Origin of the sequence: Streptococcus mitis SK575 (assembly GCF_000257865.1) — a bacterium.
Lineage (GTDB): Bacteria > Bacillota > Bacilli > Lactobacillales > Streptococcaceae > Streptococcus > Streptococcus mitis_CQ.
In genome coordinates this window covers 1-21,525 of the sequence record NZ_AICU01000037.1, presented here as the reverse complement: position 1 = coordinate 21,525, position 21,525 = coordinate 1, and the positions used below count along the sequence as shown (strand labels likewise).

Annotated in this window: 22 protein-coding genes, 1 tRNA gene and 1 riboswitch; of the genes, 18 read left to right on the top strand and 5 right to left on the bottom strand. The window is 40.3% G+C overall.

Translation table 11 applies throughout. The annotated features are described in order from the left end of the window. Positions 1–41: 41 nt before the first annotated feature. A complete protein-coding gene (gene pta, locus HMPREF1048_RS05710) occupies positions 42–1,016 on the top strand; it encodes a phosphate acetyltransferase (protein WP_000451580.1) in 975 nt (324 codons plus the stop codon). A gap of 140 nt (positions 1,017–1,156) precedes the next feature. Here pta and pepT read toward each other — a convergent pair whose 3' ends face one another. Then, entirely contained in the window at positions 1,157–2,380 is a 1,224-nt protein-coding gene (gene pepT / locus HMPREF1048_RS05705) for a peptidase T (RefSeq protein ID WP_000222049.1), read from the bottom strand. A 153-nt stretch (positions 2,381–2,533) separates the two neighbouring features. Between pepT and hemH the strand changes: the two genes are divergently transcribed. Beyond that, positions 2,534–3,628, top strand: a complete 1,095-nt coding sequence (hemH, locus tag HMPREF1048_RS05700; RefSeq protein WP_000709232.1) for a ferrochelatase — start codon at positions 2,534–2,536, stop codon at positions 3,626–3,628. A gap of 41 nt (positions 3,629–3,669) precedes the next feature. Here hemH and mscL read toward each other — a convergent pair whose 3' ends face one another. Together mscL and HMPREF1048_RS05690 are read right to left on the bottom strand one after the other, a co-directional pair. Further along, complete coding sequence (gene mscL, locus HMPREF1048_RS05695; protein ID WP_025171919.1) at positions 3,670–4,050, bottom strand: large conductance mechanosensitive channel protein MscL; 381 nt, start codon at positions 4,048–4,050, stop codon at positions 3,670–3,672. A gap of 80 nt (positions 4,051–4,130) precedes the next feature. Next, on the bottom strand, positions 4,131–4,562 hold the full coding sequence (locus HMPREF1048_RS05690) for a GtrA family protein (RefSeq protein ID WP_000701188.1): 432 nt from the start codon (positions 4,560–4,562) through the stop codon (positions 4,131–4,133). 28 nt (positions 4,563–4,590) lie between these two features. Next, a riboswitch (PreQ1 riboswitch) is annotated at positions 4,591–4,688 on the top strand. On the opposite strand from HMPREF1048_RS05690, the gene HMPREF1048_RS05685 reads away from it, so the two are divergent. The 4 genes from HMPREF1048_RS05685 (at position 4,686) to dapA (ending at position 8,012) form a co-directional block, all read left to right on the top strand. Continuing rightward, positions 4,686–5,195, top strand: coding sequence for a QueT transporter family protein (locus HMPREF1048_RS05685; protein WP_000737070.1), 510 nt, complete (start codon positions 4,686–4,688; stop codon positions 5,193–5,195). (Overlaps the previous riboswitch by 3 nt.) Positions 5,196–5,294: 99 nt before the next feature. After that, positions 5,295–5,367: transfer RNA gene (locus HMPREF1048_RS05680), tRNA-Thr, on the top strand. A 577-nt stretch (positions 5,368–5,944) separates the two neighbouring features. Then, positions 5,945–7,021, top strand: coding sequence for an aspartate-semialdehyde dehydrogenase (locus HMPREF1048_RS05675; protein ID WP_000542462.1), 1,077 nt, complete (start codon positions 5,945–5,947; stop codon positions 7,019–7,021). Between the two features lie 55 nt (positions 7,022–7,076). Continuing rightward, on the top strand, positions 7,077–8,012 hold the full coding sequence (gene dapA, locus HMPREF1048_RS05670) for a 4-hydroxy-tetrahydrodipicolinate synthase (RefSeq protein WP_000121606.1): 936 nt from the start codon (positions 7,077–7,079) through the stop codon (positions 8,010–8,012). A gap of 45 nt (positions 8,013–8,057) precedes the next feature. Here the strand turns inward: dapA and mnmE are convergent, their stop codons facing one another. Next, a complete protein-coding gene (gene mnmE / locus HMPREF1048_RS05665) occupies positions 8,058–9,431 on the bottom strand; it encodes a tRNA uridine-5-carboxymethylaminomethyl(34) synthesis GTPase MnmE (RefSeq protein WP_000632775.1) in 1,374 nt (457 codons plus the stop codon). Positions 9,432–9,568: 137 nt separating this feature from the next. Further along, positions 9,569–9,751 carry a 4-oxalocrotonate tautomerase gene (locus HMPREF1048_RS05660; protein ID WP_001117401.1) on the bottom strand — a complete coding sequence of 61 codons (183 nt, stop codon included), beginning with the start codon at positions 9,749–9,751 and terminating at the stop codon, positions 9,569–9,571. Positions 9,752–9,873: 122 nt separating this feature from the next. Between HMPREF1048_RS05660 and HMPREF1048_RS05655 the strand changes: the two genes are divergently transcribed. The 12 genes from HMPREF1048_RS05655 to HMPREF1048_RS05600 form a co-directional block, all read left to right on the top strand. Continuing rightward, the gene (locus HMPREF1048_RS05655; protein WP_000068133.1) at positions 9,874–10,464 is read left to right on the top strand and encodes a thymidine kinase; all 591 of its coding nucleotides are present in this window, start codon (positions 9,874–9,876) and stop codon (positions 10,462–10,464) included. Further along, the gene (gene prfA / locus HMPREF1048_RS05650) at positions 10,461–11,540 is read left to right on the top strand and encodes a peptide chain release factor 1 (protein ID WP_001028813.1); all 1,080 of its coding nucleotides are present in this window, start codon (positions 10,461–10,463) and stop codon (positions 11,538–11,540) included. The genes HMPREF1048_RS05655 and prfA overlap by 4 nt, the downstream gene beginning before the upstream one ends. Positions 11,541–11,543: 3 nt before the next feature. Continuing rightward, positions 11,544–12,380 (top strand): peptide chain release factor N(5)-glutamine methyltransferase, encoded by an 837-nt coding sequence (gene prmC / locus HMPREF1048_RS05645; protein ID WP_000761872.1) that lies wholly within the window; start codon positions 11,544–11,546, stop codon positions 12,378–12,380. Beyond that, the gene (locus tag HMPREF1048_RS05640) at positions 12,364–12,966 is read left to right on the top strand and encodes an L-threonylcarbamoyladenylate synthase (protein WP_000969305.1); all 603 of its coding nucleotides are present in this window, start codon (positions 12,364–12,366) and stop codon (positions 12,964–12,966) included. The genes prmC and HMPREF1048_RS05640 overlap by 17 nt, the downstream gene beginning before the upstream one ends. A 1-nt stretch (position 12,967) precedes the next feature. Next, positions 12,968–13,399, top strand: a complete 432-nt coding sequence (locus tag HMPREF1048_RS05635) for a GNAT family N-acetyltransferase (protein WP_000942964.1) — start codon at positions 12,968–12,970, stop codon at positions 13,397–13,399. Between the two features lie 61 nt (positions 13,400–13,460). Continuing rightward, positions 13,461–14,717: a serine hydroxymethyltransferase gene (gene glyA, locus HMPREF1048_RS05630; protein ID WP_000575485.1), complete on the top strand. Its 1,257-nt coding sequence runs from the start codon at positions 13,461–13,463 to the stop codon at positions 14,715–14,717. A 7-nt stretch (positions 14,718–14,724) separates the two neighbouring features. Further along, positions 14,725–15,699, top strand: coding sequence for a nucleoid-associated protein (locus HMPREF1048_RS05625; protein ID WP_000356120.1), 975 nt, complete (start codon positions 14,725–14,727; stop codon positions 15,697–15,699). After that, complete coding sequence (gene pmp23, locus HMPREF1048_RS05620; RefSeq protein WP_000476378.1) at positions 15,699–16,313, top strand: cell wall hydrolase Pmp23; 615 nt, start codon at positions 15,699–15,701, stop codon at positions 16,311–16,313. The genes HMPREF1048_RS05625 and pmp23 overlap by 1 nt, the downstream gene beginning before the upstream one ends. A 72-nt stretch (positions 16,314–16,385) precedes the next feature. Beyond that, positions 16,386–17,360, top strand: a complete 975-nt coding sequence (locus HMPREF1048_RS05615) for a DUF1002 domain-containing protein (protein ID WP_001227768.1) — start codon at positions 16,386–16,388, stop codon at positions 17,358–17,360. Between the two features lie 215 nt (positions 17,361–17,575). Continuing rightward, the gene (locus HMPREF1048_RS05610) at positions 17,576–18,967 is read left to right on the top strand and encodes an APC family permease (RefSeq protein ID WP_001020332.1); all 1,392 of its coding nucleotides are present in this window, start codon (positions 17,576–17,578) and stop codon (positions 18,965–18,967) included. A 303-nt stretch (positions 18,968–19,270) separates the two neighbouring features. Continuing rightward, positions 19,271–20,188 (top strand): zinc-binding lipoprotein AdcAII, encoded by a 918-nt coding sequence (adcAII, locus tag HMPREF1048_RS05605; RefSeq protein WP_000744913.1) that lies wholly within the window; start codon positions 19,271–19,273, stop codon positions 20,186–20,188. A 7-nt stretch (positions 20,189–20,195) separates the two neighbouring features. Then, a partial coding sequence (locus HMPREF1048_RS05600) for a pneumococcal-type histidine triad protein (protein WP_000700510.1) occupies positions 20,196–21,525 on the top strand: 1,330 nt, incomplete at its 3' end.

Sequence of the window (21,525 nt, the reverse complement as noted above, 5' to 3'; positions counted from 1 at the left end):
ACTGTTTCAGAGTATAATTATTATCTAAAAGGAGAAAACTCATGGAAGTTTTTGAAAGTCTCAAAGCCAACCTGGTTGGTAAAAATGCTCGTATCGTTCTCCCTGAAGGGGAAGAGCCTCGTATTCTTCAAGCGACTAAACGCTTGGTAAAAGAAACAGAAGTGATTCCTGTTTTGCTTGGAAATCCTGAAAAAATTAAAATTTATCTTGAAATTGAAGGGATCATGGATGGTTATGAAGTCATTGACCCTCAACATTATCCTCAATTTGAAGAAATGGTTGCTGCCTTGGTAGAGCGTCGCAAGGGCAAAATGTCTGAAGAAGATGCACGCAAGGTTTTGGTTGAAGATGTCAACTATTTTGGTGTTATGTTGGTTTACTTGGGCTTGGTTGATGGAATGGTATCTGGAGCTATTCACTCAACAGCTTCAACAGTTCGCCCAGCCCTACAAATCATTAAAACTCGTCCAAATGTGACTCGTACTTCAGGTGCCTTCCTCATGGTTCGTGGTACGGAACGTTACCTATTTGGAGACTGTGCTATCAATATCAATCCTGATGCAGAAGCCTTGGCTGAAATTGCCATCAACTCAGCAATCACAGCTAAGATGTTTGGTATCGAGCCTAAAATTGCTATGCTAAGCTATTCTACTAAAGGTTCAGGATTTGGAGAAAGTGTTGATAAGGTTGTTGAAGCAACTAAAATTGCTCACGACTTGCGTCCTGACCTTGAAATCGATGGGGAATTGCAATTTGATGCAGCCTTTGTTCCAGAAACTGCAGCTCTGAAAGCTCCTGGAAGTACGGTAGCTGGTCAAGCAAATGTCTTCATCTTCCCAGGTATCGAGGCAGGAAATATCGGCTACAAGATGGCAGAACGTCTTGGTGGTTTTGCGGCTGTTGGACCTGTTTTACAAGGTTTGAACAAGCCAGTTAACGACCTTTCTCGTGGATGTAATGCTGATGATGTTTACAAGTTGACCCTTATCACAGCGGCCCAAGCAGTTCATCAATAGAGAGAAGTGCTACTAAATAATTCGCATTTATAATCAAAAAACGCACAGTATCAGGAGCTGAAAACCTTGATACTATGCGTTTTATTGTGTGAAGATTTACTTCATTTTCTCTTGAAATTGAGTTTTTGCCCAGCCTATTTTTAGTCTTTATAAGCTACGATACCAATGATGGTATCAACTGCACGTTCCATAGTCTGAAGGCTAACGTATTCAAAACGTCCGTGCATATTCTCGCCACCGGCAAAGATATTAGGTGTTGGGATTCCCATAAAGGAAATCTTAGAGCCGTCTGTCCCTCCACGGATTGGTTCGATTATAGGAGTGATACCCAGATCTTCCATAACGGCTTTGGCAATGGTAATTGGAGTCATATCTTTTTCAATGACTTCTTTCATATTGTAGTACTGGTCTGTCAAGTTTAGAGTGACACGGTCGCTACCAAGTTCTTGATTCATCTTATCAGTGATAGACTGCATAGCTGCTTTACGCGCTTCAAAGGCCTCTTTTTCAAAATCACGAATGATGTAGCTTGCACGCGCCTCCTCAACGCTTCCAGCCACATCCATAAGATGATAGAAACCTTGGTAGCCATCAGTTAACTCAGGTCGGTCATTCTCTGGAAGTTGATTATGAAAATCAATTGCCAGCTGAAGAGCATTAACCATCTGACCTTTGGCAGTACCAGGGTGAACATTGCGCCCTTGGAAATGCAATTCAGCTCCAGCTGCTGAAAAGGTCTCGTACTGAAGCTCACCTAGCGGCCCACCATCAACTGTGTAGGCAAAATCAACATCAAAATCTTCTGCATCAAATTTATTAGCACCAACACCGATTTCCTCATCTGGACCAAAACCAACACGAATCTCACAGTGTTTAATTTCAGGGTGAGCAGTAAGATATTCAATAGCTGTCATAATTTCAGCAATGCCTGACTTGTCATCAGCTCCTAGCAAGGTTGTTCCATCTGTTGTGATGAGTGTTTGTCCTGGATATTTTTCAAGACTCTTAAAGTCAGCTGGATCGAGTTTGAAACCAGAATTTCCAAGTTCAATCACACCACCATCGTAGTTTTCAATTACCTGTGGATTGACTCCTTCGGCATTAAAGTCAGCAGTATCCATGTGAGATATAAAGCCAATCTTACGTGTTAAAGACGGATCGTTGGCTGGCAAGGTACCAATAGCAAAACCATTTGGTAGATAATAAACATTTTGTAATCCAACACGTTTCATTTCAGGAATAAGGACATTTGTAGCAAAATCTACCTGACTCTGCGTACTTGGAGTAGTAGTAGAGTGTTCATCAGAGCGCGTGTTGACCTTAACGTAGGTTAAGAAGCGGTCCAAGAGATTTGGATAAGTCATAAAAAACTCCTTTTGAATTCATTTTTTCCATTGTATCATAGAAAAGAGAGAAAAACAAAAGACAGAAGTTAAGGAAATTCGCTATGTTGGCGTTTACTTATTAATGGATAAATGATAAAATAAACTTGATAAAAATATCACAAGGAAGCAGTTATGAAAAAAGCAATTTTAATGATGACATTCGGTTCGCCAGAAGAGATTACCTTTGAAGGTGTGGCTGATTTTTTCACAAATATTCGTCGTGGAGTGAGACCTCAAGACCACGAGATTCAAACACTCTATGATAATTATGTACTTATTGGAGGTACGCCTCTGCAAAGAATTACCCGTGAAGAGGTTGCCTTAGTAGAAGCTAAACTGGGGAATGAGTATAGTGTTTATTTTGCTAATAAGTTTTCTAGACCTTTTATCCCAGATGTGATTGGTCAAATGGAAGCAGACGGCATTGAACAGTGTATTTGCCTGATTTTGGAGCCCCATTATTCTTTTTACTCTGTCATGGGTTATGAGAAATTTTTAGAAAGCAAGCAAATTCAATTTTTGGTCATTAAGGACTGGTATCAGGAAGAAGCACTCTTAAACTATTGGGCAGATGAAATTGCTAAGATTTTAAAAGAAGAAGTAAAGCAAGAGAGCTTTAAAGTCATCTTTTCAGCCCACAGTGTCCCCATTTTTGCCTTGGATTTTGGTGACCCATATATCGACCAAATTTTTGAAAATAGCAAGCTAGTCGCTGAAAAACTAGGTTTGACTTCAGAGCAATATACTAACACTTGGCAGAGTGAAAGTGATATCGGGATTCCATGGATTAAGCCAGATGTTTTGGAGTATCTCAGAGAACAGAAAGAACATCCAGACCATTATATTTTTGTTCCTATCAGCTTCATTAGCGAGCATATTGAAGTCTTGTTTGACAATGATGTGGAATGTTATGACTTATGTCAGGAATTTGGTGTAAACTACCATCGTCCACCAATGCCAAATACAGATTCTCGTTTGATTGATGCTTTGGTCAATACAGTCAGAGCCAATGAACATCAAGAGTTTAAGAAATTTCTCCCAGAAGAAGAAACCTTTGATGAGTTAGTTCCTTCAGATGAGACGAAAAATATTTTGGCTGAATCTCAAGATTTACAAATGCCAGAATTTGTGAAAAAATTGATTGAGAAAAAAGGTCGTGAAAATGTTAAGATGCCTTATTTGATCAAGAAAATGCTTGAGAAAGCAGGCAAGTTACCAAAAGAGTAAAGAAAAAGGATTTAGCTTTTGCGCTAGATCCTTTTAATCGATTATTTTTTCTCAAGAAGGGCTTTGATTTCTTGAAGTACTTCCAACTCAGTTGGACCAGCTGGAGCTTCCTCAGCAGCTTCTTCTTTCTTAGTAAGGCTTTGAGCTTTTTCAATACCTTTGATAAGGAAGAAGAGAACAGTACCGATAACTAGGAAGTTGATAACAGCACTCAAGAATTTACCATATGTAACACCATTCCAAGCAAGCTCAGCGATGTTTTGTACTTTCGCAGCTTCCAAGGCTGGATTCAAAATAAGTGGAGTGATGATATCGTTAACAAGTGATGTAACGATTGCACCAAAAGCAGAGGCAATGATCACACCGACAGCAAGGTCAACAACATTACCACGAAGCAAAAATGCTTTAAGATCTTTTAACATTTTCATTTTACCTTTCAAAAATTTTTACTCTTCATTATATATTAATTAAGAAAAGCTTGCAAGATATATGCTCAGAAATTTTATTTTTTAAAAATAAAAACCTTACTAAAGATGTAATTAAGGATAATTATCAATAATTGTGCAAGAACTGTTTCGATTGCATTTACTTTATCAAGATTCCCATTTACGAACTGACCAATAATATTAGGAAACTGAGTTACAAAGATAAAAGTTAAAAACAAGTCTAAAAGAAAAGTAGAAAGGCGGGCAAGAAAAAATTTCACTAAACGTCTTGGCCAATTCTGCCTAGCTTGCTTAAAGACAAGCTTATCATTTGTGATAAAGGCAAATAGGATACCAATCATATTTGCTAGGGCAGTAGCAAGAAGTTCCTGATGACTTAGTTGATAAATGACTAATCGTGAGAGAATCGAAACTAGAGTTGTTGCAAGGCCAAAGAAGAGATAGGCTAAGATTTCATTGTTAAAAAATTTTTGAATAGGAATTTTCATGGTTTAAGTATAGCATAAAGCAGGCTATTGTGCTATACTAGTAAGGTTGATTGAATCAACCCTTGGTGCTTAGCTTCTTTCACCAAGCATATTACACGCGGATAACCCGCTAAAGGAGAAAAGATGAAAAAATTAACTATTCGTGATGTTGCAGATATTGCAATCGTTGCTGCTATCTATGTCGTTTTGACTGTCACACCGCCTCTAAATGCCATCAGCTATGGTGCTTATCAGTTTCGTATTTCAGAAATGATGAACTTTATGGCTTTTTACAATCCTAAGTACATCATCGGAGTTACCATCGGTTGTATGATTGCTAATTTCTTTAGCTTCGGACTGCTAGATGTCTTTGTTGGTGGTGGATCAACCCTAGTATTCCTCAGTCTAGGTGTTTGGCTTTTTGCAAAATACAGCAAAGATTACCTCTTTAATGGATTAATTCGAAAAGATCATTTCTTCTTTTCAATCCTCTTTTCAATTTCCATGTTTACTATTGCTGCAGAGTTGAATATCATAGCGCAATTACCATTTTTCCTTACTTGGTTCACAACAGGAATTGGTGAATTTGCCTCATTAATTATTGGAGCGATTATCATTGGTAAAATTGGTCGCCGAATCGATTTAAGCAAATAGAAGAAGATAAGCTAGGTAGCTCTTACCTGGCTTTTTCTTATGGAAAATTTCTAAGGAAACTTGACAAGATTTTCTAACTGTAGTATACTTTTTAAGTAAGCTGATTTAGCTCAGTTGGCAGAGCGCATCCATGGTAAGGATGAGGTCGCCGGTTCAATCCCGGCAATTAGCATTAAATAGACAGAAAAGCCCTTGATTTACAAGGGTTTTTGTTATGTTTGCCCCAAATTTTTCAAAGATATTTCTTATGCACCTATGTAAATAAAACCAATACTCAATGAAAATCAAAGAGCAAACTAGGAAGCTAGCTGCAGGCTGATCAAAGCACTGCTTTGAGGTTGTAGATAAGACTGACGAAGTCAGCTCAAAACATGTTTTTGAGGTTGTAGATGAAACTGACGAAGTCAGTAACATATATACGCTAAGGAGACGCTGACGAAGTTTGAATTTGATAGTATAAAGAGTTTCGTCTGTTGACAAAAGTGATTCTCTTTAGTAGAATAGAAGATGCGATGAGTCGATAGGTAGTCTTCGGACTACTATTGAGCATAAGGAGGTCATAACGCAGGAGCGGACCTTGATGAGTTGTGTGAACCTGCTCATCACATGAAGATGCCTCTTAGTCCCTGGTCTAGCGACTGGGGATTTTTATTTTCCAAAAAATGATGAAAAAGCTTTGCAATTCATGGAAAAAGTAGTATAATACATCTATTATAGAAATTTTTAGAAAATTCCGAAAGAGGTTATTTATGGGATATACAGTTGCTGTAGTCGGCGCGACAGGTGCTGTCGGAGCTCAGATGATAAAAATGTTGGAAGAATCAACACTTCCAATCGATAAAATTCGTTTACTTGCTTCTGCACGTTCAGCAGGCAAGACTTTGAAATTTAAAGATCAAGATATTACGATTGAAGAAACGACTGAAACAGCTTTTGAAGGAGTTGATATTGCTCTCTTTTCAGCAGGTGGTTCTACATCAGCTAAGTATGCACCATACGCAGTTAAAGCTGGAGCGGTAGTAGTAGATAATACATCTTACTTCCGTCAAAATCCAGACGTTCCTTTGGTTGTTCCAGAGGTCAATGCTCACGCACTTGATGCCCACAACGGGATTATTGCTTGCCCTAACTGTTCAACAATCCAAATGATGGTGGCGCTTGAACCTGTCCGTCAAAAATGGGGCTTGGATCGTATCATCGTTTCAACTTACCAAGCAGTTTCAGGTGCTGGTATGGGAGCGATTCTTGAAACACAACGTGAACTTCGTGAAGTGTTGAATGATGGTGTGAAACCACGTGATTTGCATGCGGAAATCTTACCTTCAGGCGGTGACAAGAAACATTATCCTATCGCCTTTAACGCTCTTCCACAAATCGATGTCTTCACTGACAATGATTACACTTATGAAGAGATGAAGATGACTAAGGAAACTAAGAAAATTATGGAAGATGATAGCATTGCAGTATCTGCAACATGTGTGCGTATTCCAGTCTTGTCAGCTCACTCTGAGTCTGTTTACATCGAAACAAAAGAAGTGGCTCCAATCGAAGAAGTCAAAGCAGCTATCGCAGCTTTCCCAGGTGCTGTTCTTGAAGATGATGTAGCTCATCAAATCTATCCGCAAGCTATCAATGCAGTGGGTTCACGTGATACCTTTGTTGGTCGTATCCGTAAAGACTTGGATGCTGAAAAAGGAATCCATATGTGGGTTGTTTCAGATAACCTTCTCAAAGGTGCTGCTTGGAATTCAGTTCAGATTGCAGAAACTCTTCACGAACGTGGATTGGTTCGTCCAACAGCTGAATTGAAATTTGAATTAAAATAGTCATATCGTTTAGGAGTTCAGATGAACTCCTTCTTTGAAATAGAGAGGTGTTTTCATGTCTTATCAAGATTTAAAAGAGTGTAAAATCATCACGGCCTTCATTACCCCCTTCCACGAGGATGGTTCCATTAACTTTGATGCCATTCCAGCCTTGATTGAGCATTTATTGGCCCATCATACAGACGGCATTCTTTTAGCTGGAACGACTGCTGAGAGTCCAACTTTAACCCACGATGAGGAGTTGGAACTCTTTGCGGCTGTACAAAAGATTGTCAATGGACGCGTTCCTTTGATTGCGGGTGTAGGTACCAATGATACGCGTGACTCGATCGAGTTTGTCAAAGAAGTCGCGGAATTTGGCGGTTTTGCTGCTGGGCTTGCTATTGTTCCTTACTACAACAAACCTTCTCAAGAAGGGATGTACCAACACTTTAAAGCGATTGCAGATGCTTCTGACCTACCAATTATTATCTATAACATTCCAGGGCGTGTGGTTGTCGAATTGACTCCAGAAACCATGCTTCGTTTGGCTGACCATCCAAATATCATTGGTGTCAAAGAATGTACTAGCTTGGCCAATATGGCTTACTTGATTGAGCACAAGCCTGAAGAATTCTTGATTTATACAGGTGAGGATGGAGATGCTTTCCATGCCATGAACCTTGGTGCTGACGGGGTTATTTCTGTTGCCTCTCATACAAATGGGGATGAAATGCACGAGATGTTTACTGCCATTGCGGAAAGTGATATGAAGAAAGCTGCAGCAATTCAGCGTAAATTCATTCCTAAAGTCAATGCCCTCTTCTCTTATCCAAGTCCTGCTCCTGTTAAGGCGGTTCTCAACTATATGGGATTTGAAGCTGGTCCAACTCGATTACCTCTTGTTCCAGCACCAGAAGAAGATGCTAAACGCATTATCAAGGTTGTTGTAGATGGCGACTACGAAGCAACTAAGGCAACTGTAACAGGTGTCTTAAGACCAGATTACTAATAAGACAATAAAATCCATGACCGCAAGAACGATCATGGATTTTTCTTATTTTCCTAAACAGAATTGGCTAAAGAGTTGGGTAATGAGTTCATCAGGAGCAGCATCTCCAGTGATTTCTCCGAGGATTTCCCAAGTACGAGTCAAATCAACTTGAAGCAAATCAACAGGCATCCCCAGTTCCAGACCTTCATTAACAGCTTGTAGGCTTTCAACAGCCTTCTCAATCAAGGAAATGTGACGGGCATTTGACAAGTAGGTTGCATCTTGCTCAACCAAACCAGCATTTTCAAAGAAGAGGTTGTTGATTCTCTCTTCAATCTTATCAATATTTTGGTTTTTAAGGACTGAAATACGAATAACGTCTTCAGGTAGTTCCGAAGTTTCAATCGCTTCAGGCAGGTCGGTTTTATTAAGAAGAATAATACGGTTTGTATCTTGGCTAATCTCAAGAAGTTGTCTGTCTTGCGCTGTCAGCGGTTCACTGGCATTTAGCACCAGTAGAACTAAGTCAGCTTCCTTGAGGGCTTTTTTCGAACGCTCAACACCTATTTGTTCCACAATGTCATCTGTTTCACGAATACCAGCTGTATCAATCAATTTGAGAGGAACACCGTTGATGTTGACGTATTCTTCAATGACATCACGTGTCGTACCAGCAATATCTGTGACGATAGCCTTGTCCTCACGCAAGAGGTTGTTGAGAAGGCTTGATTTCCCAACGTTTGGACGTCCAATAATAGCTGTTGAAATTCCTTCACGAAGGATTTTGCCGCGACGAGCTGTCTTAAGGAGATTAGTTAGCAATTGCTCAAACTCCATAGTCTTCTCTCGGACAACAGCAGTAGTCGCTTCCTCAACATCGTCATACTCAGGATAGTCGATATTGACCTCAACTTGGGCAAGTGTGTTGAGGATTTCTTGACGTGTATTATTGATAAGGTCAGAAAGGGAACCATCTAGTTGTTTGACCGCAATGTTCATGGCCTTGTCAGTCTTGGCGCGGATGATATCCATGACCGCCTCAGCCTGAGTCAAGTCCACACGTCCATTTAGGAAGGCACGTTTGGTAAATTCACCAGGTTCTGCCAACCGAGCTCCTTCACGGATAGCTAGCTGGAGAATCTCATTGGTCACCGCAATCCCACCGTGGGTGTTAATCTCGATAATATCCTCACGAGTGAAGGTTTTTGGAGACTTCATAGCTCCAACCATAACCTCGTCCATGACTTTACCAGTTAGAGGATCAATAATGTGACCGTAGTTGAGAGTGTGGCTGGCAACCTTGTTCAGGACTTTTCCTTTAAAAATCTTTTGCGCAATAGCAAAACTTTCTGTTCCGCTCAGGCGGACAATACCAATAGCCCCTTCACCTAGTGGAGTAGAGATAGCAACGATGGTATCAAATTCACGTGTAATCATAATATTTCCTTTAATTAATAGCTCTTTTCTTGGAAATTTTTCCAAGTCTCTTTTCAAATTGTAACAAATTTGAACTATTTCTTCAATGGATGCTACTTGGAGATTGAAAAAGCCTAAGCAATTCTGCTTAAGCTAGCTTATTTGGTGCGCATTTCACCTTGAGGGAAGTAAGTTCCTTCTGGCATGTCGTTGATGATGACATGGACAGCAGATTGAGGTGCTCCAGTGTTACGGACAACAGCTTCCGTTACTTCCTTAGCAAGAGCTTTCTTTTGCTCGAGCGTGCGTCCTTCAAATAAATCGATGCGTACAAATGGCATAATAGCTTCCTCCACTAGTTTTGATTTCTTCTATTTTACCACATTTTGCCGTTTAAAGCTTAAGAAAATTATGATATACTAGAATGTAGCAAAAATTTAGAAATGGACGTGAAGCAAGAAACATGGCACAGTTGTATTATCGTTATGGGACCATGAACTCTGGTAAAACGATTGAGATTCTCAAGGTGGCCTATAACTATGAGGAGCAAGGAAAAGGTGTTGTGATTATGACCTCGGCTCTGGATACGCGTGACGGTGTTGGCTATGTGTCGAGTCGAATTGGCATGAAACGTCCTGCCATTGCGATTGAGGAAACAACTGATATCTTCGGCTATATCCGAGACCTATCAGAAAAACCTTACTGTGTGTTGGTTGATGAAGCCCAGTTTCTCAAGCGTCACCATGTTTACGACCTGGCTCGTGTTGTTGACGAGTTAGACATACCTGTCATGGCTTTTGGTTTGAAAAATGACTTTCGCAATGAATTGTTCGAAGGTTCCAAATATCTCTTGCTTTTAGCAGATAAAATTGACGAAATCAAGACAATTTGCCAGTATTGCAAGAAAAAGGCGACTATGGTCTTGCGAACACAGGATGGACTGCCCGTTTACGATGGAGAACAGATCCAGATTGGTGGTAATGAAACCTATGTCTCAGTTTGCCGTAAACATTATTTTGCCCCTGAAATCAATAAGGAGAATGAAGAAAAATGAACATCTATGATCAACTACAAGCTGTAGAAGACCGTTATGAAGAATTAGGAGAATTGCTCAGTGACCCGGATGTCGTTTCAGACACCAAACGTTTTATGGAGCTTTCAAAAGAAGAGGCTTCAACTCGTGACACAGTAACAGCCTACCGTGAGTACAAACAAGTCCTTCAAAACATCGTTGATGCTGAAGAGATGATTAAGGAATCAGGTGAAGACGCGGACTTGGAAGAAATGGCTAAGCAAGAGCTCAAAGATGCCAAGGCTGAAAAAGAAGAATACGAAGAAAAACTGAAAATCTTGCTCCTTCCAAAGGATCCAAACGATGACAAGAATATCATCCTTGAAATCCGTGGAGCAGCTGGTGGAGACGAAGCGGCACTTTTCGCTGGAGACCTTCTAACTATGTATCAAAAGTATGCGGAAGCCCAAGGCTGGCGCTTTGAAGTCATGGAGGCCTCTATGAATGGTGTCGGTGGTTTCAAAGAAGTGGTTGCTATGGTTTCGGGTCAATCTGTTTACTCTAAACTCAAGTACGAATCAGGTGCCCACCGTGTGCAACGTGTTCCTGTGACAGAAAGCCAAGGCCGTGTTCATACTTCAACAGCGACAGTTCTTGTTATGCCTGAAGTTGAAGAGGTTGAATACGATATTGATCCAAAAGACCTTCGTGTTGACATCTACCACGCATCAGGTGCTGGTGGACAGAACGTCAATAAGGTTGCGACTGCCGTTCGTATCGTTCACTTGCCAACCAATATCAAGGTTGAGATGCAGGAAGAACGTACCCAGCAGAAAAATCGTGAGAAGGCCATGAAAATCATCCGTGCGCGTGTTGCTGACCACTTTGCTCAGATTGCACAAGATGAACAAGACGCTGAGCGTAAGTCGACAATCGGTACTGGTGACCGTTCAGAACGGATTCGTACTTATAACTTCCCACAAAACCGTGTCACAGACCACCGTATTGGATTGACCCTCCAAAAACTAGATACGATTTTATCTGGTAAATTGGATGAGGTTGTGGATGCCTTGGTGCTTTATGACCAAACACAAAAATTAGAAGAATTAAACAAATAAATAATGAAATTAGCTCAATTATTTTCAGATTTTGAAGAAGAGTTGATAAGACAAGGAGAGGAAGCAGAAAGCCTCTCTTTTGTCTATCGTAGCCTGAAAAATCTATCTTTTACGGACTTTGTTTTTGCCCTCCAGCAGGAAGTGACGGAAGAGGAAGAAGTATTTGTAAAAGGAATTTTCCAACAGTTAGCAGCTCATAAACCGGCACAGTACATCATTGGACAGGTAGATTTTTATGGAATGCAGTTAAAAGTTGATGAGCGAGTATTGATCCCTCGTCCAGAAACAGAGGAGTTGGTGGAGCTTATTCTAGCTGAAAATCCTGAGACGAATCTTTCAGTTCTGGATATTGGAACAGGTAGTGGAGCTATTGCTCTCGCTCTAGCAAAAAATAGACCAGACTGGTCAGTGACAGCAGCAGATATTTCTCAAGAGGCTTTAGATTTAGCTAGCGAAAATGCTAAAAATCAAAATCTTCAAATATTTTTAAAAAAATCTGACTGTTTTACAGAAATTTCTGAAAAATATGATATAATTGTTTCCAATCCACCCTATATCTCTCGTGAAGATGAGTCAGAGGTCGGCTTGAATGTCTTGCATTCGGAGCCTCATCTAGCTCTCTTTGCAGACGAGGATGGCCTAGCTATTTACCGTAGAATTGCGGAAGATGCAAAAGACTATCTCAAAGATGGTGGTAAGATTTACCTTGAAATTGGATACAAGCAAGGTCAAAGTGTTCCTGAACTTTTTAGGAAACATCTTCCTGAACAGCGAGTTCGAACACTCAAGGACCAATTTGGTCAAGATAGGATGGTCGTGATTGATGATGGACAGGATTAGACAAGAGTTGGAAAATGGTGGAGCTGTCGTTCTGCCTACAGAGACGGTTTACGGTCTTTTTGCCAAGGCTCTAGACGAAAAAGCAGTTAATCATGTATACCAGATTAAACGTCGTCCCAGAGACAAGGCACTCAATCTCAATATTGCCTCTCTAGAGGCTATCTTGCACTTTTCAAAGAATCAGCCAGCTTATCTTCAAAAACTTGTAGAGACCTTTTTACCAGGTCCCTTGACCATTATCCTTGAAGCCAATGACCGAGTTCCCTATTGGGTCAATTCTGGCCTTGCGACTGTTGGATTTCGGATGCCCAGTCATCCCATTACCCTTGATTTGATTCGAGAGACGGGGCCCTTGATTGGACCGTCTGCCAATATCTCAGGTCAGGCAAGTGGCGTGACCTTTGAACAAATTCTGAAGGATTTTGACCAAGATGTTCTGGGTTTGGAAGACGATGCTTTTCTAACTGGACAAGATTCGACTATTTTGGACTTGTCTGGAGACAAGGTGAAAATCTTACGCCAAGGGGCCATTAAGCGAGAAGATATTCTTGCTCGGTTGCCAGAGATTTCTTTTGAGGAGGAATGAGATGCTAAGAGATTTAAGAGAAACTGATGTGAAAGCCATTTGTGAAATTAACCAAGAGGCTTTGGGCTATTCTTTTAGTATAGAGGACACGTCTAGTCAACTAGCTAGACTGTCTCAGGATTCCCATCATTTCCTACTTGGCTATGAGGATGTAGCTAGTCATGGCTTACTTGGATATGTCCACGCTGAAGTCTATGAATCACTTTATTCTAAAGCAGGATTTAATATTTTAGCTTTAGCAGTTTCACCTCAAGCGCAAGGTCAAGGTATTGGTAAAAGCTTATTACAAGGGTTGGATCAAGAAGCAAAAAGACGTGGTTATGGGTTTATCCGCTTAAACTCTGCTGATCATCGTCTGGGTGCTCATGCATTTTATGAAAAAATTGGTTATACTTGTGATAAAATGCAGAAACGGTTTATTCGCATCTTTTAGTTTGATTTTCTAATAAGAAAATTAAACTAATGGACTAGTCACACAATAAAGGAGAAGACCTATGATTTTTGACAAAGATGATTTTAAAGCATATGATGCTGATCTCTGGAATGCTATTGCCAAAGAAGAAGAACGACAACAAAACAACATTGAGTTGATTGCTTCGGAAAACGTAGTTTCCAAGGCTGTTATGGCAGCTCAAGGGTCTATCTTGACGAATAAATACGCCGAAGGTTACCCAGGACGCCGTTACTATGGTGGAACTGATGTGGTAGACGTGGTAGAAAGTCTAGCTATTGAACGTGCAAAAGAAATTTTCGGCGCTAAATTCGCTAATGTCCAACCTCACTCAGGAAGCCAAGCCAACTGTGCGTCTTACATGGCCTTAATTGAGCCAGGTGATACCGTTATGGGGATGGATTTGGCAGCAGGTGGACACTTGACCCACGGAGCTCCAGTTAGCTTCTCAGGTCAAACCTACAACTTTGTTTCTTACAGTGTTGACCCTGAAACGGAACTCTTGGACTTTGATGCTATCTTGAAACAAGCCCAAGAAGTAAAACCAAAATTGATCGTAGCAGGTGCTTCAGCCTATTCTCAAATTATCGACTTTTCAAAATTCCGTGAAATTGCGGACACTGTTGGGGCTAAACTTATGGTAGATATGGCTCATATCGCTGGTTTGGTTGCTGCTGGTCTACATCCAAGCCCCGTACCATACGCTCATATCACGACAACCACAACCCACAAAACCCTTCGTGGCCCTCGTGGTGGTTTGATTTTGACCAATGATGAAGACTTAGCTAAGAAAATCAACTCAGCTATTTTCCCTGGTATTCAGGGGGGGCCTTTGGAGCACGTTGTGGCGGCTAAAGCTGTTTCCTTCAAAGAAGTTTTGGATCCAGCCTTCAAGGAATATGCTGCTAATGTTATCAAAAACAGCAAGGCTATGGCAGATGTCTTTTTGCAAGATCCTGATTTCCGTATCATTTCTGGCGGAACTGAAAACCATCTCTTCCTAGTGGATGTGACTAAAGTTGTAGAAAATGGAAAAGTTGCTCAAAACTTGCTGGATGAAGTCAATATTACCCTAAATAAAAACTCAATTCCTTACGAAACCTTGTCACCATTCAAGACAAGTGGTATTCGTATCGGATCTGCAGCCATTACTGCGCGTGGATTTGGTGAAGAAGAAAGTCGCAAAGTGGCTGAACTCATCATTAAAACCTTTAAGAATGCAGAAAATGATGCTGTCTTAGAAGAAGTGAGAAGTGCAGTCAAAGAATTGACAGATGCCTTCCCATTATACGAGGACTAAAACTTTTATGGACATTTATATTAAGAAAGCCATTATTCACCAGTTCAGTCCGGATGACACCGAGCTGTTCCTAGCGGATAAGTTTCTCAATATTACTCCAAAAATCGAAGAATACCTGCGTAGAAAAATTGAACGTGTGTATTCAGATGAAGCCAAGACTGGGATTTTCGAAGAAGAAAATCCCTTCTTCAATCATATCACAGACGATTTGTTGGAGACATCAGTAACACTGGCTAATCTCTGGAAAGAAGAGTTCAGTATTTCTGAAAACTTCAAGACAAATGACTTGATTTTTGTGCAATTTTCTAAAGAAGGCGTGGAACATTTCGCTTTCTTGCGAATTGCTCTGCGTGAGACCTTGACCCACCTCGGTGGAGAAGTTGATAATCCAATCAAGCTGACTCAGAATAACTTGCCTGGATTTGGAACAGGGGCTGATGAGGCCTTGGTGGTTAATCTTCAAAGCCGCAAGTACCATCTGATTGAAAAACGAATCAAGTACAACGGGGCTTTCTTGAACTATTTTTCAGAAAATCTTCTTGCTGTCGCTCCTAAGATTTCTCCTAAGAAATCTATCAAGGAATTGGAAAAAACAGCCCAAAGAATTGCTGAGACTTTTAACACAGATGATTTTCAATTTCAATCCAAGGTCAAATCAGCGATTTTCAACAACCTAGAAGAAAGCAATGAATTATCACCTGAAAAATTGGCCAATGACCTTTTTGACAATAATCTGACGGCTCGTTTGAGCTTTATTGACCAAGTCAAGGAAGCTGTACCAGAACCAGTTCAATTTGATGAAATTGATGCCAGTCGCCAGCTTAAAAAATTTGAAAACCAAAAACTCTCCTTATCAAATGGAATTGAGCTCATCGTTCCCAATAACGTCTATCAAGACGCCGAGTCTGTTGAGTTTATCCAAAATGACAATGGAACTTACTCTATCTTAATCAAAAATATCGAGGATATCCAAAGTAAATAATGTTTAAACGAATTCGAAGAGTGCTTGTACTAGCAGTCTTCCTTTTTGCTGGATATAAAGCTTATCGAGTTCACCAAGATGTTAAGCAAGTCATGACCTATCAACCCATGGTGCGAGAAATTTTGAGTGAAAAAGACACTCCAGCAAACGAAGAGCTTGTGCTCGCTATGATTTATACTGAAACAAAAGGAAAAGAAGGCGATGTTATGCAGTCTAGTGAGTCTGCAAGTGGTTCCACCAACACCATCAATGATAATGCCTCTAGCATTCGGCAAGGCGTTCAAACTCTGACAGACAATCTCTATCTGGCCCAGAAGAAGGGTGTTGATGTCTGGACAGCTGTTCAAGCCTATAATTTTGGACCTGCCTATATCGATTTTATCGCCCAAAATGGCAAGGAAAATACCTTGGCTCTGGCCAAACAGTACTCTCGTGAGACTGTTGCCCCCTTGCTTGGCAATACCACTGGAAAGACTTATAGTTATATTCACCCTATTTCCATTTTTCACGGTGCCGAACTCTATGTAAATGGAGGAAACTATTACTATTCTAGACAGGTGCAACTCAACCTTTACATCATCAAATGTTTCACTCTCTTTTCGACATCTGGCTAGCCCAGGTGTTTTTTTATAAGTTTTCTTTAAGATAGATATATTACTCTAGAAAGGTAAAGGAGGAAATTCCCTATGAGAAAGAAACTCTTTCTGACTAGTGCTGCGGTCTTGTGGGCAGTAACAGCTATGAATAGTGTCCATGCAGCAACAGATGTTCAAAAAGTCATCGATGAAACCTATGTTCAACCTGAATATGTCCTAGGTTCATCATTGTCTGAAGACCAAAAAAATCAAACCCTTAAAAAACTGGGCTACAATGCCTCAACAGACACCAAAGAACTCAAGACCATGACACCTGATGTCTATTCTAAGATTATGAATGTTGCCAATGATTCTAGCTTACAATTGTATTCATCAGCCAAGATTCAAAAGCTAGGTGACAAATCACCACTTGAGGTCAAGATTGAAACACCAGAAAACATTACTAAGGTGACGCAGGATATGTACCGCAATGCGGCCGTAACTTTGGGTGTGGAACACGCCAAAATCACTGTAGCAGCACCTATTCCAGTTACAGGTGAGAGTGCTTTAGCAGGGATCTACTATTCGCTAGAAGCTAATGGAGCCAAGGTGCCGCAAGCCAATAAAGACTTGGCTCAAGAAGAGTTGAAGGCTTTGTCAGATATCAATGCTGAAAACAAGGACAAGTCAGGCTATGATGCTAATAAATTAAACGTTGCCCTAGCTGATATCAAGTCAGGACTGGCCAAAGCTAAAGAAAGCAAGGGAAATCTGACAGAAGAAGATGTCCGTAAAATTGTTGAAGATACTTTAAAAAATTATAAACTTGATCAGGTTATAACAGGAAACCAGATCAATATCATCATCAATTTTGCATTGAACCTCTCAAAGAGTGATATCCTCAGCAATGCAGACTTCACTAAAACCCTAAATGACCTGAAACAAAGTATTGTTTCACAAGCTGGCGACAGTTTTAAAAATATCAATCTTAACTTTGATGCGGATAAGGCGCTAGAGGACGGGGGTAATTTCTTAAGCGCCCTCTGGCAAGCCATTGTCAACTTCTTCAAGAGTTTTGGTTCTTAATACTCTTCGAAAATCAAATTCAAACCACGTCAACGTCGCCTTGCCGTACTCAAGTACAGCCTGTGGCTAGTTTTCTAGTTTGCTCTTTGATTTTCATTGAGTATAAGCTATTACAAAAAGGTAGTCAGATTTTTTCAGAAAAATGTTTTATAAATATTCACAAATCTCCTATATTTATGGTAAAATAGAATCATCATTTTATTTTGGAGTCAAAGATGAATATATTTAGAACAAAGAATGTTAGTTTAGATAAAACGGAGATGCATAGGCATTTGAAGTTATGGGATTTGATTTTGCTGGGAATCGGAGCCATGGTAGGGACAGGCGTCTTTACAATTACAGGCACTGCAGCCGCAACTCTAGCAGGTCCAGCCCTAGTGATTTCAATCGTTATTTCTGCCTTGTGTGTGGGATTATCAGCCCTCTTTTTTGCAGAATTTGCTTCGCGAGTACCCGCTACAGGTGGTGCCTACAGTTATCTCTATGCTATTTTAGGAGAATTCCCAGCCTGGTTGGCTGGCTGGTTAACCATGATGGAATTCATGACAGCCATATCTGGTGTGGCTTCGGGTTGGGCAGCTTATTTTAAAGGCTTGCTTTCTCAATATGGGATAGTCCTTCCTCAGGCTTTAAATGGCACCTTCAATCCTCAAGCAGGGACATTTGTTGATTTATTACCTATTCTTGTCTTAGTTTTAGTTACCTCGCTTGTTTTACTTAATGCCAAGGCTGCCTTACGCTTTAATTCTATTCTAGTAATTTTGAAATTTTCCGCTTTAGCTCTCTTTATTTTGGTGGGAATTTGGCATATCAAGCTTGATAATTGGAGCAACTTTGCTCCTTATGGTTTTGGACAAATCTATGGAGCTAGTACTGGTATTATGGCTGGTGCGTCCTTAATGTTCTTTGGATTTTTGGGATTTGAATCCATCTCTATGGCTGTAGATGAGGTCAAGAATCCTCAAAAAAATATTCCTAGAGGGATTGTCTTATCGCTTTCTATTGTAACCATTCTCTATGCCTTGGTGACCCTTGTCTTGACTGGTGTGGTTCACTATAGTCATCTAAATGTAGATGATGCTGTTGCCTATGCTCTTCGTAGCGTTGGGATTAGTTGGGCAGCTAACTATGTGTCATTGGTGGCTATCTTGACCTTGATTACAGTTTGTATTTCGATGACCTATGCCCTATCGCGTATGATTTACAGTTTAGCGCGTGACGGCTTAATGCCTGCCTCCTTTAAAGAACTAACGAAGACTAGCAAGGTACCAAAGAATGCTACTATCTTGACAGGTCTAGCTTCAGCAGTAGCTGCAGGAATATTCCCACTAGCCAGTATCGCAGCCTTCTTAAACATTTGTACCTTGGCCTACTTGATCATGCTGGCTTATGGTTTGATTCGCTTACGGAAAGAAAAAGGAATGCCCAAAGCTGGAGAATTTAAAACACCATTGGTACCCTTATTACCAATTTTATCAATCATCATTTGTTTATCCTTTATGTTGCAGTATAATATGGAAACTTGGATTGCTTTCCTAGTTGCATTGTTAGTAGGAAGTATTATTTACTTCACTTATGGCTATAAGCATTCTACCATAGAAGAATAATACTCTTCGAAAATCTCTTCAAACCACGTCAGCTTCATCCACAACCTCAAAACAGTGTTTTGAGCTGACTTCGTCAGTTTCATCTACAACCTCAAAGCAGTGCTTTGAGCAACCTGCGGCTAGCTTCCTAATTTGCTCTTTGATTTTCATTGACTATATAAAGTGAGAATCTGTTGAGTTATTGAAACTCAGCAGATTTTTATATGTGAAAGAAATTTCAATTTTTTTCTTAAAATAGCTTGACAGATTAAATTTTTAGGAGTAGAATGTTTACCAGTTAATTAAATAGTTAAGGGGTTATCCATGAAGAAACAAAGTTTATTTTTAGTATTGTTAAGTATCTTTCTTTTGTGTTTAGGTGCTTGTGGTCAAAAGGAAAGCCAGTCAGGTAAAGGGATGAAAATTGTAACTAGTTTTTATCCTATCTATGCTATGGTCAAGGAAGTATCTGGTGACTTGAATGATGTTCGAATGATTCAGTCAAGTAGTGGGATTCACTCCTTTGAACCTTCAGCAAATGATATCGCAGCCATCTATGATGCAGATGTATTTGTCTACCATTCGCATACGCTCGAATCTTGGGCAGGAAGTCTGGATCCCAATCTTAAAAAATCCAAAGTTAAGGTTTTAGAGGCTTCAGAAGGAATGACTTTAGATCGTGTCCCTGGTCTAGAGGATGTGGAAGCAGGGGATGGAGTTGATGAAAAAACGCTCTATGATCCTCATACTTGGCTAGATCCTGAAAAAGCTGGCGAAGAAGCGCAAATTATCGCTGATAAACTTTCAGAGGTGGATAGTGAACATAAAGAAACTTATCAAAAAAATGCGCAAGCCTTTATCAAAAAAGCTCAAGAACTAACTAAGAAATTCCAACCTAAATTTGAAAAAGCGACTCAGAAAACATTTGTAACACAACATACAGCCTTTTCTTATCTAGCGAAGCGATTTGGACTTAATCAACTTGGTATTGCAGGTATCTCTCCTGAACAAGAACCAAGTCCAAGACAACTAACAGAAATTCAGGAATTTGTTAAAACCTATAAGGTTAAAACGATTTTTACAGAAAGTAATGCTTCTTCAAAAGTAGCTGAAACTCTTGTCAAATCAACAGGTGTGGGTCTTAAAACTCTGAATCCTTTAGAGGCAGACCCACAAAATGACAAGACTTATTTAGAAAACCTGGAAGAAAATATGAGTGTTCTAGCAGAAGAATTAAAGTGAGGAAAGAATGAAAATCAATAAAAAATATGTGGCGGGTTCAGTGGCAGTTCTTGCCCTAAGTGTTTGTTCCTATGAACTTGGTCGTTACCAAGCTGGTCAAGTTAAGAAAGATTCTAATCGAGTTGCTTATATAGACGGTGATCAGGCTGGTCAAAAGGCAGAGAACTTGACACCAGATGAAGTCAGTAAGAGAGAGGGAATCAACGCTGAACAAATTGTTATCAAGATTACGGATCAAGGTTATGTGACCTCTCATGGAGACCATTATCATTACTATAATGGCAAGGTTCCTTATGATGCCATCATCAGTGAAGAACTCCTCATGAAAGATCCGAATTATCAGTTGAAGGATGCAGACATTGTCAATGAAATCAAGGGTGGTTATGTGATTAAGGTAGACGGGAAATACTATGTTTACCTTAAAGATGCGGCTCATGCGGACAATATTCGGACAAAAGAAGAGATTAAACGTCAGAAGCAGGAACATAGTCATAATCATGGAGGCGGTTCTAACGATCAGGCGGTAGTTGCTGCCAGAGCCCAAGGACGTTATACAACGGATGATGGGTATATCTTTAATGCATCTGATATCATCGAAGATACGGGTGATGCTTATATCGTTCCTCATGGCAATCACTTCCACTATATTCCTAAGAGTGATTTGTCTGCCAGTGAATTAGCCGCTGCCCAAGCCTTCTTATCTGGAAAAGGCGGTCAATTAAGTACGGTTGAATATCGTTCAAGTAGAGCTGAAACAAGATCTAGCGTTAGAATGAGTCAATCTGAGACACCTCAAGATTCTGCCAAAGCTCCGGAGAGCTCAAATGAGGATTTAGCTAGTCTCCTTCAAGAATTGTACGCTTTGCCACTTAGCCAACGTCATGTGGAGTCTGATGGCTTGGTATTTGACCCAGCACAGATTACAAAACGTACTGCCAATGGTGTGGCAGTGCCTCACGGGGACCATTTCCATTTCATTCCTTATTCGCAAATGTCTGCTTTGGAAGAAAAATTGGCTCGAAATCTACCAATTGGAGGTCAGCCAGTTCAAAGTCATTCTGACAATACGAAACCAAGCAGTTCTGAGAAACTAAGTTCAACACCAAGTTCACCGATTAAACCAAACTTTAATCTCAATACGCCGGCACCAAATCGAGGAACTGGAGGAGCCTATACAACAGATGATGGGTATGTCTTTAGTCCGACAGATGTGATTGAAGATACAGGAGACGCTTTTGTTGTACCGCACGGCAATCATTTCCACTATATTCCTAAGAGTGATTTGTCAGCAGGAGAATTAGCTGCTGCTCAAGCTTATTGGAATGGTAAACAGGGCT